General features: G+C 68.3%; 9 protein-coding genes. 1 reads left to right on the top strand and 8 read right to left on the bottom strand.

Going from position 1 to position 15,037, the window contains the following annotated elements:
- Positions 1–135 precede the first annotated feature (135 nt).
- From dxs to ngcE, 8 genes are all read right to left on the bottom strand, one after another.
- Complete coding sequence (gene dxs, locus AB0C46_RS31170; protein ID WP_362831929.1) at positions 136–2,133, bottom strand: 1-deoxy-D-xylulose-5-phosphate synthase; 1,998 nt, start codon at positions 2,131–2,133, stop codon at positions 136–138.
- A 212-nt stretch (positions 2,134–2,345) separates the two neighbouring features.
- On the bottom strand, positions 2,346–3,653 hold the full coding sequence (locus AB0C46_RS31165; RefSeq protein WP_362831928.1) for a sugar ABC transporter permease: 1,308 nt from the start codon (positions 3,651–3,653) through the stop codon (positions 2,346–2,348).
- The gene (locus tag AB0C46_RS31160) at positions 3,650–4,450 is read right to left on the bottom strand and encodes an ATP-binding cassette domain-containing protein (RefSeq protein WP_362831927.1); all 801 of its coding nucleotides are present in this window, start codon (positions 4,448–4,450) and stop codon (positions 3,650–3,652) included. The genes AB0C46_RS31165 and AB0C46_RS31160 overlap by 4 nt, the downstream gene beginning before the upstream one ends.
- Before the next feature lie 281 nt (positions 4,451–4,731).
- Positions 4,732–5,826: a substrate-binding domain-containing protein gene (locus AB0C46_RS31155; protein WP_362831926.1), complete on the bottom strand. Its 1,095-nt coding sequence runs from the start codon at positions 5,824–5,826 to the stop codon at positions 4,732–4,734.
- Between the two features lie 140 nt (positions 5,827–5,966).
- Positions 5,967–7,166: an ROK family transcriptional regulator gene (locus tag AB0C46_RS31150; RefSeq protein ID WP_362831924.1), complete on the bottom strand. Its 1,200-nt coding sequence runs from the start codon at positions 7,164–7,166 to the stop codon at positions 5,967–5,969.
- Positions 7,167–7,574: 408 nt separating this feature from the next.
- Positions 7,575–8,540 (bottom strand): carbohydrate ABC transporter permease, encoded by a 966-nt coding sequence (locus AB0C46_RS31145; protein ID WP_362831923.1) that lies wholly within the window; start codon positions 8,538–8,540, stop codon positions 7,575–7,577.
- Entirely contained in the window at positions 8,540–9,463 is a 924-nt protein-coding gene (locus tag AB0C46_RS31140) for a sugar ABC transporter permease (protein WP_362831922.1), read from the bottom strand. Before AB0C46_RS31140 ends, AB0C46_RS31145 begins: the two co-directional genes overlap by 1 nt.
- An 89-nt stretch (positions 9,464–9,552) precedes the next feature.
- Positions 9,553–10,995 carry an N-acetylglucosamine/diacetylchitobiose ABC transporter substrate-binding protein gene (gene ngcE, locus AB0C46_RS31135; protein ID WP_362831921.1) on the bottom strand — a complete coding sequence of 481 codons (1,443 nt, stop codon included), beginning with the start codon at positions 10,993–10,995 and terminating at the stop codon, positions 9,553–9,555.
- Between the two features lie 434 nt (positions 10,996–11,429).
- Between ngcE and AB0C46_RS31130 the strand changes: the two genes are divergently transcribed.
- Positions 11,430–14,882, top strand: a complete 3,453-nt coding sequence (locus tag AB0C46_RS31130) for a GH92 family glycosyl hydrolase (protein WP_362831919.1) — start codon at positions 11,430–11,432, stop codon at positions 14,880–14,882.
- Positions 14,883–15,037: the final 155 nt, after the last annotated feature.

Raw genomic sequence — 15,037 nt, 5'->3', positions numbered from 1 at the left:
TGTCGGGAAACAGTCAGCTTCGGCGGGCCTCCGGGCGGCGGGATTCACCCGATGGGGTGCGGCCGTACGTATGCCGATGGGCCGGGCGGAACATCCGTACGGATGACCGGCCGGCCCATCGTGCCGTCTGCGGAATCAGTCGCGGGTGGCCTCGGCAGGCTCGGCCGCACCCTTGGCGCGGGCGGCCTCGGAGGCGTCCGCGCTGCCGTTGACGGAGGTCTCCCCGGTCGGACGGAGGGGCGGCTGGGACAGTCCGTCGATCTTGGAGACCAGGCCGGTCACCTGGCGGGCGATGTCCGGCGCGGTGAGCCCGATCTCCGCCAGGACCTCCTTGCGGGAGGCGTGGTCGAGGAACCGCTCGGGGATGCCGAAGTCGCGCAGCGGCAGGTCCACACCGGCGTCGCGCAGCGCCTGGGCGACGGCCGAACCGACGCCGCCGGAACGGACGTTGTCCTCGACGGTGACCACGACCCGGTGCTTGGCGGCGAGTCCCGGCAGCGCCGCGTCGACCGGCTTGACCCAGCGCGGGTCGACGACAGTGGCGGAAATGCCCTGCTTGTCCAGGAGGTCGGCGATCTCCAGGCACATCGGGGCGAGCGCGCCGACGGACACGAGGAGGACGTCGGGCCGGGTGACGCCCTCGGCGGGCTCGCGCAGCACGTCCATGCCGCCGACCCGTCCGACGGCCTCGACGGCGGGGCCGACGGCGCCCTTGGAGTAGCGCACCACGGTGGGCGCGTCGTCGACCTCGACGGCCTCGCGCAGCTGGGCGCGGACCTGGTCGGCGTCGCGCGGCGCGGCGATCCGCAGGCCCGGCACGACCTGCAGGATCGACATGTCCCACATGCCGTTGTGCGAGGCTCCGTCGGTGCCGGTGACCCCGGCCCGGTCCAGCACGAAGGTGACACCGCACTTGTGCAGCGCCACATCCATCAGCACCTGGTCGAAGGCGCGGTTGAGGAAGGTGGCGTAGACGGCGAAGACCGGGTGCAGGCCGCCGGTGGCCATGCCCGCCGCGGAGACCGCCGCGTGCTGCTCGGCGATACCGACGTCGAAGACCCGGTCGGGGAAGGCCTTGGCGAACTTGTCCAGGCCGACGGGCTGGAGCATGGCCGCCGTGATGGCGACGATGTCCTTGCGCTCCTTGCCGAGCTCGACCATCTCGTCACCGAAGACGGACGTCCAGTCCTTGCCGCCCGAGGAGATGGGCAGGCCGGTGTCGGGGTGAATCTTGCCGACGGCGTGGAAGCGGTCCGCCTCGTCCTGGAGGGCGGGCTGGTAACCGCGGCCCTTCTCGGTGAGGCAGTGGACGATGACCGGGCCGCCGAAGCGCTTGGCGCGCGTCAGGGCGGATTCCAGCGCCTCGAGGTCATGGCCGTCGATCGGGCCGACGTACTTCAGGCCCAGGTCCTCGAACATGCCCTGCGGGGCGATGAAGTCCTTGAGGCCCTTCTTGGCGCCGTGCAGGGTCTCGTAGAGCGGCTTGCCGACGACGGGCGTGCGCTCCAGCAGGTCCTTGCCGCGGGCCAGGAAGCGCTCGTAGCCGTCCGTGGTGCGGAGCGTCGCCAGGTGGTTGGCGAGGCCGCCGATGGTCGGGGCGTAGGAGCGCTCGTTGTCGTTGACGACGATGACGAGCGGGCGGTCCTTCGCGGCGGCGATGTTGTTGAGCGCCTCCCAGGCCATGCCGCCGGTCAGCGCGCCGTCACCGATGACCGCGGCGACCCGGTCGTCCGACCCGAGCACCTCGTTGGCCTTGGCGATGCCCTCGGCCCAGCCCAGGACCGTGGAGGCATGGCTGTTCTCGATGACGTCGTGCTCGGACTCGGCACGGGAGGGGTAACCGGACAGGCCGCCCTTCGCCTTGAGCTTGGAGAAGTCCTGACGGCCGGTGAGCAGCTTGTGGACGTAGGACTGATGCCCGGTGTCGAAGAGGACCTTGTCCTTCGGGGAGTCGAAGACGCGGTGCAGGGCGATGGTCAGCTCGACCACGCCGAGGTTCGGGCCGAGGTGGCCGCCGGTCTTGGACACCGCATCGACAAGGAAGGTACGGATCTCCCCCGCCAGCTGCTCGAGCTGCTCCGGGCCCAGTCGGTCCAGATCGCGCGGTCCCCTGATACGGGAAAGCAACGCCACCCCTGCCTCCTTGCTGCTTGCTGCCGTGGATCGAGCTTGCCGATCAGATGAGTCTAATGTTGCGCCCGCCGCGGCGACGCCCGGGCCTTGCGATGTATGTCACTCGGGTGACATGGAACGTGGTACGCCGCGCGGCGTACGGCACCGCACGCGGACCGGCCCCCACCGGATGATGCCCGGTGGGGGCCGGCGCTGTCGGACGACCGGCGCGGTCAGGTGCGTCCGGCCGTCTTCTGTGTCCGGCGGGAGACCGAGTCGATCACTACCGCGGCGAGCAGCACCGCGCCGGTGATCATGTACTGGATCTCACTGGCCATACCGAGCAGGTTCAGGCCCTGCTGGATCGACTGGATGACCAGCATGCCCAGCAGCGCGGACCAGATCTTGCCACGGCCGCCGAAGAGGCTGGTACCGCCGATGACGGCCGCCGCGATGACATTCATCAGGGTGTTGCCGGAGCCCAGGTTCTTGGTGGCGCCGCCGGAGAGGCTGGCGATGAACAGTCCGCCGAAGGCCGCGAGCATGCCGGAGACCGCGAAGACGCTGATCCGGATCTTGTTCACATCGATACCGGCGCGGCGGGCCGCCTCGGCGTTGCCGCCGACCGCGAAGATCTGGCGTCCGTAAGTGGTACGGCGCACCACGAAATCGGCGATGACCAGGACCGCGAGGAACAGCACCAGGGCCAGCGGCAGACCGCGGGCGCCGGCCGGCTCGTTCAGGACGTAGGCGACGACGAAGGCGAGCACCGCGACCACACCGGTGCGCAGCAGGACCTCGCTGAGCGGCCGGGACGGCAGGGCGGCGGCCTTGCGGCGCTTGCTGTCCAGCAGCAGCGATCCGGCGTAGGCGAGGACCGCGACCAGCGCGAGACCGTACGCGGCGGCCTTGTCCTCGAAGTAGTAGCCGGTGAGGTTCTCCACGACACTGCCGCTCGGCGTGTTGATGGAGCCTTCCTTGCCCATCATCCAGATCTGGAGACCGCTCCAGCCGAGGAAACCGGCCAGCGTGACGACGAAGGCCGGCACACCGATCTTGGCGAAAAAGAACCCGTGCAGGGCGCCGATGACCACACCCGTCGCGATGGCGATCAGGACCGCGAGCCAGTCGTTGACGCCGTTGGTGACGCTGAGCACGGCCCACACGGCCGCGCCGACACCCGCCACCGAGCCGACGGACAGATCGATCTCGCCGAGCAGCAGCACGAAGACGATGCCGACGGCCATGATGCCGAGGCCGGAGGTGTAGACGCCGATGTTCGCGAGGCTGTCCGCGGACAGGAAACTGCTGTTCTTGAGCTGGAAGACGACCGCGATGACGAACAGGCCGATGATGACCGGCAGCGAGCCCAGCTCACCCCCGCGCACCCGGCGCCGGAAGTCGTTGAGATAGCCGGCGAAGCCCTGTTCGCGGACGAGCAGGCGGGGGTCGACGGCGGCCGGCGGGGCGACGTCCGCGGCGGGGGCGGCCGTGGTCGCCTCGTCCTCGCCGGCAGCGGGCTGCTTGGTGAGATCGCTCATGCCCCGGCCTCCTTCTTCACCTGGTCCGTACGCGCCTTGCGGCGGGTCACAGCGTTGTCCGAGGCGCCGGTGATGGCGGCGATGATCTCTTCGTGGGAGGTGCCCTCGACATCGAAGACACCGTTGTTGCGGCCCAGCCGCAGCACCGCGACCCGGTCCGCGACGGCCTGCACATCGGCCATGTTGTGGCTGATGAGAATGACGCCCAGGCCGCGCTCCCGCAGCCGCTCGACGAGGTCGAGGACCTGCGCGGTCTGCTCGACACCGAGCGCGGCGGTGGGCTCGTCGAGGATGACGACCTTCGGGTCGCCGATCAGCGCGCGGGCGATGGCGACGACCTGCCGCTGACCGCCGGAGAGCGCCGCGACGGGGATCCGGACGCTGGGGATGCGGATGGACAGGGTGTCCAGCAGCTCCTTGGCCCGCTTCTCCATGGCGATCTCGTCGAGGACGCCGACGGTGCGGATCTCGTTGCCGAGGAAGAGGTTGGCGACGACATCGAGGTTGTCGCAGAGCGCGAGGTCCTGGTAGACGGTGGCGACGCCGAGTTCCTGGGCGTCGTGCGGCTTGTTGACGCGGACCGTCCGGCCCTCCCATTCGAGGGCGCCGTCGTCGACCGGGTGGACGCCCGAGATGGTCTTGACGAGGGTGGACTTGCCGGCGCCGTTGTCGCCGACGAGGGCGACCACCTCACCGGGGTGGATCTCCAGGGTGACGTCCGTGAGTGCCTGGACGGCGCCGAACCGCTTGGAGATTCCGCGCAACGCCAGCACAGGCGTAGCGGACACGTGAATCATCTCCTTCGCCGCCGTCACAACGGCGGGGATGGTGGTGCGTGGAGCGGGGGGGGCTCGCGAGGGACGGTCCGGCTCCGCGCCCGGGACGGGGCGGCGCGGGGCGGGTACGGACCGGTAGGGGTACGGGCCGGGTCGGGGGCCGCGGGCGGTGCCGCGCGGCCCCGCCTGACCGGGGTCCTGGGGCCGGGGTCCGGGGTCCGGGACCAGGGGTCCAGGTCCGGGGGGGGCCGGGGGCTTGGGAAACCGGGGCCGGGGGGGCCGGCGCCGGAGAGCCCGGGGCCTTACTTGATGTCGGCCGCCTCGCAGGCCTTCTTGGCGTCGCCGGTGCAGATCTGGCTCGCCTTGTAGACCTTGTCCTTGAGGATCGTGGACGCGATGTTGTCCTTGGTGACGATCTGCGCGTCGTACAGCTTGGCCGGGATGCCCTTGACCTCGCCGCTGAGGCTGTCGACCTTGGTGTCCGTCAGGGAGTCGATCTTCTCGCCCTTGAGCAGCTTGACAGCGATCTCGGCCGTGGAGTCGGCCTGTGGCTTGATCTGCTTGTAGATGGTGAACGCCTGGTCACCCTTGAGGATCCGCTGCAGACCCGCGAGCTCGGCATCCTGGCCGCCGACCGGGACCTCCACGCCCTTCTGCTTGAGCGCGGTGATGATGCCGCCGGCCATGCCGTCGTTGCCGGAGTAGACGCCCTGGAAGCCGTCCTTGCCGAGCGAGTCGAGGGCCGCGCCCATCTTCTTGTTGGCCTCGTCCGGCGACCAGTCCGGGATGTCCTGCTCATACGCGATCTTCTTGACCTGCTTGTCGAGGACGCTGTGGGCGCCCTTCTTGAAGAACGGCATGTTCGGGTCGGTCGGCGAACCGTTGATCATGACGACATTGCTGTCCTTGGCCTTGTCGCCGAGCGCCTTGACCAGCGCCTCGCCCTGCAGGCGGCCGATCTTCTCGTTGTCGTAGGACACGTAGGCGGAGATGTTGCCCTCGGCCAGCCGGTCGTAGGCGACGACCTTCACGCCCTTCTTGGCGGCCTGGTTCACCCAGGACTTGGTCGCCTTGTAGTCGACGGAGTCCAGAATGATCACCTTCACGCCCTGGGTGATCAGCGCGTCGAACTGCTTCTTCTGGTTCTCGGTGTCCTGCGAGGCGTTGTTGTACTGCACCTTGCAGTCGCTGCAGAGCGCCCTGATCTTCGACTCGATGAGCGGTCGGTCGAAGGTCTCGTAACGAGTGGTCTTGTTCTCCGGCAGCAGCAGGCCGATGGTCTTGTTGTCGCCGCCGCCCGACTTGGCGCCGTCACCGGCCTTGCCGCAGGCGGCCACGGAGAGCGCCATCGAGACGGCGGCAGTGCCTATGACGACGCGACGCGTCCAAACGTTCATTGGGGTTGCCTCCCTGACGAGGCCGCGTCGTTGCGGCCGAGGTGGCTGGAAGTCAACTCGGCCGCCAGCCGACCGTCAAGGAGTAAATCCTTAACGAGATGACAACGGTGCCATGCGTTAGCTGCGTGAACTCAGTGCGCTCATGCCAGGGCGGGAGCGTCCGCCGCCTGCGCACCGTCGAGCAGGGTCGAATCGCCCATCTCGCTCAGCACCAGCGCCAGCGCGCCGAGCACCTCCGCGCGGCCCCCGAGCGTGCCCGGGACGATCCCCAACTGCCGTGCCGCACTGGGGATCGCATACCGCGACACCGACTCCCGGATCGGCGCGAGCACCAGCTCACCGGCCTCGGCGAGATCGCCGCCGAGCACCACCCGGCTGGGATTGAGCAGATTGCACAGATTCGCCACACCACTGCCGATATGGCGCCCTACGTCCGCGATGACCCGGCGGCAGCCCGGGTCGCCCTCGCGGGCCAGCTGGACCACCCGTGCCATGGTCAGATCCAGCCCATGGCTCGGCTGCAGCAGCGGGAGGACGTACCGGGCCGCGGTGAAGGTCTCCAGACAGCCGCGGTTGCCGCAGCGGCACACCGGACCGGCCTCGTCCAGCGTGATGTGCCCGATCTCGCCCGCCGTGCCACCGGGACCGCGGTAGATCTGCCCGCTGATCACCAGCCCGGCGCCGACCCCGCTGGCGACCTTGATGTACGCCAGGTCGGAGGCCCCGCGGCCACTGCCCCACACCAGCTCGCCCAGCGCGCCGAGGTTGGCGTCGTTGTCGACGTGGACCGGCACCCCGAGGCGTCCCGACAGCTCCTGACCGGGGTTCGTCCCCGTCCAGCCCGGCAGGATCGCCGTGGAGCCGAGCGTCCCGGATTCGACGTCGATGGGCCCCGGCACGCCCAGGCCGACGCCGACGATCTTGCCGGTGCCGATCCCGGTGGCCGCGATCAGCCGGTTGACCAGCTGTTCCGCCCGGTCGAAGCCCTCGGCCGCGGAGGCGTCCACATCAATCGGCTCGGCTTCCTCGGCGAGTACCTGGTGGGCGAGGTTGCCGACCGCCACCCGCAGATGAGAGTGCCCGAAATCGACTCCTACGACGATGCCCGCATCGCCGGAGAGCGAGACACTGCGCGCCCGCCTCCCGCCCGCCGAGGTCGGCGTCACCTCAACGGTTCCACCGTCCTTCAACTCGCGAACGATGTTGGAAACGGTGGCCGCGGACAGCCCCGTGCTCCGGGCGATCTCCGCCTGCGTGAGTGAGCCCGCCATACGCACCGCGCGTACGACCCGCTCCAGATTGGCCCGGTGCAGCGAGGACTGCGACCCTGGAGTCTCCATCGACTCATCCACTCCCGTCTGGGGCCAGGGGTGCCTCCCAGCGGAAGCTGGGGAGGCACGACGACCGCCCGCCGACCGCACCCACATCGTTGGGGGGCGGCCATCGATTCAACATGTGAACCCTAAGCAGAACGCCAGCCGGGAAGTCTCGTCAAGGCGTTGAGCCCGGCATGATCGGAAAGCGGCTGATCCGGGCAGCCGCGGCGGTGGCCCCGCCGCAGCGGAGCCGCTCCGGAATGCGTACCGGGCGGCACACCAAGGTGGCGCAAACCTTTCGCCGGACCGTCGGATGCCGGCCGCCGGATGTTGGATGCCGGCCGCCGGATGGCGTCGGACGCCGGGCCGGATACAGGCAGCCGGATGCCGTCAGCCGTCGTCGGCCGTCGCACCGGCTCCCGGTCCGCTTCCCTACTTCAGTGCGCCGGCGGTCAGACCGGCCACCACCTGCCGCTGGAAGATGATGTACGCGGCGAGCACCGGCAGCATCGCGATCGTCAGCCCGGCGAACAGACCGGACCAGTCCCCCTTGTAGCCCTGACTCACCGCCAGGGCCACCAGCCCCTGCGTCAGCATCTTCTTGTCCGGGTCACCGACGTTGAGCACCGTCGGCAGCAGATATTGATTCCACTGCCCGAGGAAGTTGAAGATGCCGACGCTGATCAGGCCGGGCTTGGCCATCGGCAGCATCACCTGGAAGAAGGTGCGGGTGTGCGAGGCGCCGTCGATGAGCGCCGCCTCGGCCACCGAGGTGGGCAGCGTTCTGAAGAACCCGCTGAGGAAGAAGACCGTGAACGGCAGCGAGTACGCGATATAGACCAGAATCAGCCCGTGGTAGGTGTCCAGCAGCGCCATGTTCTTCATGACGAAGAACAGCGGGACCAGCGCCAAGATGACCGGGAAGCCCATGCCGCCCACGAACAGGAAGTACACGAAGCGGTTGCCCGGGAAGTCGAAGCGGGCCAGCACATAGGCCGCCATCGCCCCCAGCAGCATCGTGCCGATCAGCGAACCACCGACGACGATCAGCGAGTTGAAGAAGTACTGGCCCATGTTCGCCTTGTCCCAGGCGCGTGACCAGTTCTCGAAGTGCAGGACCGACGGCAGCCCCCAGGGTGAGCCGAAGATCTCGCTGTCGTCCTTGAAGGAGCTCACCACCGCCCACAGCAGCGGCATGGTGACCAACAGGCCCCAGATCACCAGGACTCCGTGCGAGAAGACATGGAGGACCTTGCCCTCGCTGCTTCCGCCGCCGGACCCGGCGCCGTCCTTCCGCCCCGGTCCACTGCGCGGGCCGGGCAGCCGCGCCGCGCCCGGAGGCGGTGTGTGCTCCTTCGTCACCCCCGGGACGTCCGCGGGGTCTGTCTGCGCACTCATCAGAACTCCAGTCGCTCGCGTCGTCCCAGCCGCATGACGACGGCCGAGAAGATGAGGGTCACGATCAGCAGGGAAACGCCGATGGCGGTCGCATATCCGGCCTGACCGTCGCGGAAGGTCTTCTGGTACACGTACAGCGGAAGGACCTCGGTCGAATAGTCGGGGCCGCCCGGACCGACGCTCATGATCTGCACGAAGGCGAAGGCCGACACGTCCAGGGCGAGGATGCCCATATAGATCCAGCCGGTCTGCACGGTGTCCCACAACAGCGGCAGGGTGATCCGGAAGAACGTGTTGAAGCGGTTCGCGCCGTCCAGCAGCGCGGCCTCGTAGAAATCCTTCGGAATGGAGCTCATACCGGCGGAGAAGAGCACGACATAGAAGCCGACATTGGCCCACACCATCGCGGCCATCACACACCACAGCGCGATCTGCGGATCCCCCAGCCAGTCCGGCTGCACACTGTCGAGCCCGATCGCGTCGAAGAAGGCGTTGAGCGCGCCGCTCTCCGGGTTGTAGGCGAACTGGAACAGCAGCGCGACGATCGGGACCGACAGCACCTGCGGGAAGAAGTAGAGGATCTTGTAGGTGCCCGAGCCGCGCACCCCGCCGATGACCGCCTTCTTCCGGCGACGGCCACCGACGTTGAGCATAAAGGCGAAGAAGAGCCCCAGCGAGAGCGTCACCACCGGCAGGAGCAGCAACAACGTCACGCTGTTGCCCACCGCGGACCAGAAGACGTCGTCCTGGAAGAGGCGCGCATAGTTGTCGAAGCCGACCATCTTCATGTCCGGACTCAGTCCGGTCCAGTCCGTGAAGGAGTAGTAGATGGCCTGCACAAAGGGCGAGATCACGAAGATCGCGTAAATCGCCAGCGGGAGGACCAAGAACCCCGCGATGAAACGGTACTTACCGTGTTTCATGACTACCGATCCCGTTCTCTCCCTGCGTGTGCCGCCGCCGGTGACGCGCCCCCGGCCAACGCCGGGGGATACCCCAAAGAACTTCTCGGTCAGCGCTTGTACTTCTTCACGCTGGAGTCGTCGCGGGTGTCGTCCGCGTACTTCTGGATCTTCTTGATGGCCTCGTCGGGAGTCAGCCGGCCGGCCATCATTTCGCCCAGCGCACCGACCCCGATCCGCTCCTTCTGGAGCGCCACATACCAGTCCTGCAACCGCGGATTGACGATGTTCTGGCCGGCCGTCTGCAGCGCCACCTGCGCCGATGCCAGACCCGGCGGGAGCTTCAGCCCCTCGGTGCCGCCGTTGAGCGAGGTGAGGGAGGAGACCTGCCGGATGAAATTCTGCGAGGACTTCTTGCTGAGCATGATGCGCAGCAGTTCCATGCCGCCCTCGGCGTTGCGGGCCTTCCTGGGCACGATGTACGGCTCACCGCCCGAGGCCCAGAGGGTGCCGTAGGGCATCTTGTCGGAGTCCGACAGGCTGGACGGGGCGCCGACCGCGAGACCGAAGTGCGGGTTCTTCGCGATCTGCTTGGCCGACTCGTTCTCCACCCAGGAACCGTTCGGGATGAACAGCGCCTTCCCCTCGGCCCACGCCTTCTGCGACTGGAGGTGGTCCAGACCGGGCGAGCCCTTGAGGACATAGCCCTTCTTGTAGAGCTCGTAGTAGGCGTCGAATGCCGCCTTGACCGCCGGGTCCTTCCAGGCGTTCGGCTCCAGATTGTCGATCTTCCGCAGGACCTCCGCACCACCGATCTTGGCGATGAACGGGTAGAGGCTGAAGGGAAGGTAGTACGGGTACTTGCCCGGGTACGTCCAGCCCGCGACGCCCTTCTTCTTGGCCTTCGCGCACAGGGCCAGCATGTCGTCCCAGGTCTCCGGGTATTCCGCGTCCAGCTTCTGCAGATTGCTCTTGGAGTACCAGACGCCGTAGACCGTGTACGCGTAGTAGAGAATCCAGGTTTCCTTGCCGCCGAACTGACCCATTTCGACGACGCCGGGGCGCAGGGTGTCCCGTACCTTCTTGTTCGGGTCGTCGGCGGAGGGGGCGTCGAGGAGCGCCGAGAGGTCGGTCAGCTGGTCCTTGGCCACCAGCGTGCCGAAGTCCATCTGTTCCGCACCGGAGTTGTCGACGAGGTCCGGGGGGTTTCCGCCGTTGAAACGCGGCTGCAGTGTCGACTGGATCTTCTGGGTCGACGAGAGCTTCACCTTGCCGTCGGCCTTCGGGAAGGCCTTGAGGTACTCGCTCTGGGCGTCCTTGGCGTACTTGTCGCCGAATCCGCCGTCGAAGATGACGACATCGAGGCCGGCCGACTCATTGACCGCGAGCGGATTCTTGGCCGACTTCTTTCCCTTTTCGACCTTGTTATCGCTGTCACCGCCGCCACCGCCGGCACACGCCGACAGCATTCCCATGGCCGGTACGGCGACGATCCCCAGGGCCGCGGCTCGCTTGACCAGATCACGACGGTTGAATTCTGAGGTGGATCCCATGCTCAAGTCCTCGCCTTCTTCAGGACTCAGGCGGTGTACCGGAGCCACCCCGGCACCGCGGGTCAGATGAAGCTGAGTTGTACGGGATGTGCACCGGGCGCGCTAGAGAAATGCGGGGCAATCATGCGTTCCCGCCTTCCCCCCGGATCCACGGCCTGGGTCGTACGGCCGGTCGGACGCCGACAGGTATAGTCCACTTGTGGCAGCAGGGGCAAGATCGAATGCAGGGTTGGTCGGCAGTCTTTCCCTAGTTGAGACCTCCCCGGTATGCGAGGATTCGCCCGGCCGCCGCCCGCGGGACCGCCCGGCGACACGACCGGCGCACCGATCTCAGCGCCACCCTTGACACCAAAGTCCCCACGCACCTTACTTATCTCTGTTTATCTTGGCGCCATGTAACTGACAACGATGTCAATCTCGTTGAGAGGGCTCGCGTGCGGCTCAGACACCGGCACCGTCCACTGCGGGGGATCGCCCGCCCCGCCGCTCTCGCGGCGGCCGCTCTGCTCGTCATCACCGTGCCCGGCCCGGCCCAGGCCGCGCCTGCCCAACCACCCCAGGGGGCAACGGAGTTCCGCTCCTCGTTCGAATCCGGCGAACCGCAGCCGGACTGGACCGACACCGTCGAGACCGGCCCCGACGGAAAGCCCCGGACCTCCGGCGTCACCCCGCAGACCGCCCCGGCGGCACCCGGGATGAACACCGGGACCGACACCGGCCCCCGCGACTCCCCCACCGCCAAGGCGCACGCCGGCTTCACCGGAGGACATGCGCTGCGCTACGCCGGCACCCACACCGCCCACGGCCGCGGCTACGCGTACAACAAGATCTTCGACGTCAATCTCCCGGTCACCGCGGCCACTTCGCTCTCGTACAAGATCTTCCCCGAGATGGCGAAGAGTGATCCGGACTACCCGGCGACCCATGCCGCCGTCGATCTGGCCTTCACCGACGGTACGTACCTCAGCGAGCTGTCCGCCGTCGACCAGCACGGCGCGCCGCTGACGCCCCGGGGCCAGGCCACCTCCAAGACCCTCTACGTCAATCAGTGGAACAACCGGGAAGCGCGGATCGGCGCGGTCGCCGCGGGCAAGACCGTAGACCGGATCCTGGTCGGCTACGACGCACCGGAGGCACCGCGGACCGCACCGGCCTTCCGCGGCTGGGTCGATGACCTCACCCTCGCGCCCAAGGCCCCGGACACACCGCTCGCCCATCTCTCCGACTACGCCGTCACCACCCGCGGCACGCTCTCCAGCGGCAGCTTCTCGCGCGGCAACACCTTCCCCGCCACCGCCGTCCCCAACGGTTTCAACTTCTGGACCCCGGTCACCAATGCGGGCTCCGCCGACTGGCTCTACGAGTACGCGCGGAAGAACAACGCCGACAACCTCCCCACCCTCCAGGCGTTCAGCGCCAGCCATGAGCCCAGCCCGTGGATGGGCGACCGGCAGACCTTCCAGATCATGCCGTCCGTCGCGGCCGGCACCCCGGACGCCTCGCGCACCGGCCGTGCCCTGCCGTTCCACCATGCCAACGAGACCGCCAAGCCGCACTACTACGGCGTGACCTTCGACAACGGCCTCAAGACGGAGATCACCCCCACCGACCATGCCGCGCTGATGCGCTTCACCTTCCCCGGCGACCAAGCGAGCCTGATCTTCGACAACGTCAACAACAAGGGCGGTCTGAGCCTGGACACCGGGCGCGGGATCGTCACCGGCTTCTCGGACGTCAGAAGCGGGCTGTCGGTCGGCGCCACCCGGCTCTTCGTCTACGGCGTCTTCGACGCCCCCGTTACCGGCGGCGGGAGCATCAGCGAGTGCGGCGTCAGCCGCTCCGGTGGAGCCGGTGCTTGCACCGGGGGCGGGGGCGGCAAGGACGTCACCGGCTATCTCCGCTTCCGGCCCGGGGCCGACCGCACCGTGACCATGCGGATCGCGACCTCGCTCGTCAGCGTGGACCAGGCGAAGGCGAATCTGACCCGGGAGATCCCCGACGGCGCGACCTTCGCCGGCATCAAGGACCGGGCGCAGTCGCAGTGGGACGGACTGCTGGGCCGGATCGAGGTCCAGGGCGCGAGCCGCGATCAGCTCACCACCCTCTACTCCAACCTCTACCGCCTCTACCTCTACCCCAACTCCGGCTTCGAGCGGGTCGGTTCACGCAGCCGCTACGCCAGCCCGTTCTCCCCGCAGACCGGCCAGGACACCCCGACCCACACCGGCTCCAAGATCGTCGACGGTGAGGTGTACGTCAACAACGGCTTCTGGGACACCTACCGGACCACCTGGCCCGCGTATTCGCTCCTCACCCCGAAACGCGCGGGGAAAATGGTCGACGGCTTCGTCCAGCAGTACAAGGACGGCGGCTGGATCTCCCGCTGGTCCTCCCCCGGCTATGCGGACCTGATGACCGGGACGAGTTCCGATGTGGCGTTCGCCGACGCCTACGCCAAGGGAGTGGAATTCGACGCCGAGGCGGCCTATGCCGCAGCCGTCAAGAACGCCACCGTCGCCCCGCCGCTGCCCGGAGTCGGCCGCAAGGGCATGGCCACCGCGCCCTTCCTCGGCTATACCAGCACCGATACCCGCGAGGGCATGTCCTGGGCGCTGGAGGGCTACCTCAACGACTTCGGTATCGCCCGTATGGGAAAGGCCCTGTACGAGAAGACCAAAAAGCCCCGCTACAAGGAAGAATCGGCCTATTTCCTGAGCCGCGCCCAGAACTACGTCAAGCTCTTCGACCGCAAGGCCGGCTTCTTCCAGGGCAAGGACGCCCAGGGCAACTGGCGGCTGCCGCCGGGCACGTTCGACCCCCGGGTCTGGGGCCACGACTACACCGAGACCAACGCCTGGACCTTCGCCTTCACCGCGCCACAGGACACCCGGGGCCTGGCCAACCTCTACGGCGGCCGGGCCGCCCTGGCCAAGAAGCTGGACGCCTACTTCTCCACCCCGGAGACCGCATCCAAGGAATTCGCCGGCTCCTACGGCGAGGTGATCCACGAAATGACCGAGGCCCGCGACACCCGGATGGGCATGTACGGGCACAGCAATCAGCCCTCGCACCACATCGCCTATGTCTATGACGCGGCGGGGCAGCCCTGGAAAACCCAGGAAAAGGTCCGCGAGGCGATGTCCCGGCTCTACCTCGGCAGCGAGATCGGCCAGGGATACCCGGGCGACGAGGACAACGGTGAGATGTCCGCGTGGTACGTCTTCAGCTCGCTCGGCTTCTATCCGCTGGTGATGGGCCAGGGCGAATACGCGGTGGGCTCACCCCTCTTCACCAAGGCCACGGTCCACCTGGAGAACGGCCGCGATCTCACCGTCAACGCCCCGCGCAACAACGCCCGCAATGTCTATGTCCAGGGCCTCCGGGTGAACGGCAAACCCTGGAATTCCACCGCACTGCCGCACCGGCTCCTCGCCCGCGGCGGCACTCTGGACTTCACCATGGGCGACCGGCCGTCCGCCTGGGGCACCGGACCGGACGCCGCCCCTACGTCGATCACCAAGGACGCAAAAGTGCCCGCACCACCGGCCGATGTGACCGATCCGTCGGCCGGCCCGCTCTTCGACAACACCTCCGGCAGCTCGGCCGCACTAACCGGCGCCCCGGTGGACCTCACCCGGCCCGCGCGGGTGACGTCGTACACCCTCACCTCGGCGGGCCGTGCCACCGCGCCGGCCGGCTGGACGCTGGAGGGCTCCCCGGACGGGAAGCGGTGGACGCGGCTGGACCACCGTGCCGGTGAGTCCTTCACCTGGGACCACCAGACCCGCGTCTTCGGCATCGCCCGGCCGGGCAGCTACCGGCACTACCGGCTGGTACCCGACGGCTCGGGCACCCTCGCCGAGATCGAGCTGCTCGGGGCGCCATGACGGGACCTTCGGCAGCTACCGCCTGATCCGCTGAGACCGGGCACGGACAAACGGACGGGGGGCCCCCCCCCCCCCCCCGGGGGGGGGGGGGCCGGCGGGGGGGGCCGGGGGGGCGCCGGGCGGCCCCGGACGTTGGGGTGTTGGGGGGGACCCCG

Source organism: Streptomyces sp. NPDC048637 (assembly GCF_040650675.1).
Lineage (GTDB): Bacteria > Actinomycetota > Actinomycetes > Streptomycetales > Streptomycetaceae > Streptomyces.
The sequence above is the reverse complement of the archived record's forward strand: the minus strand, read 5'-3'. Positions and strand labels throughout refer to the sequence as shown.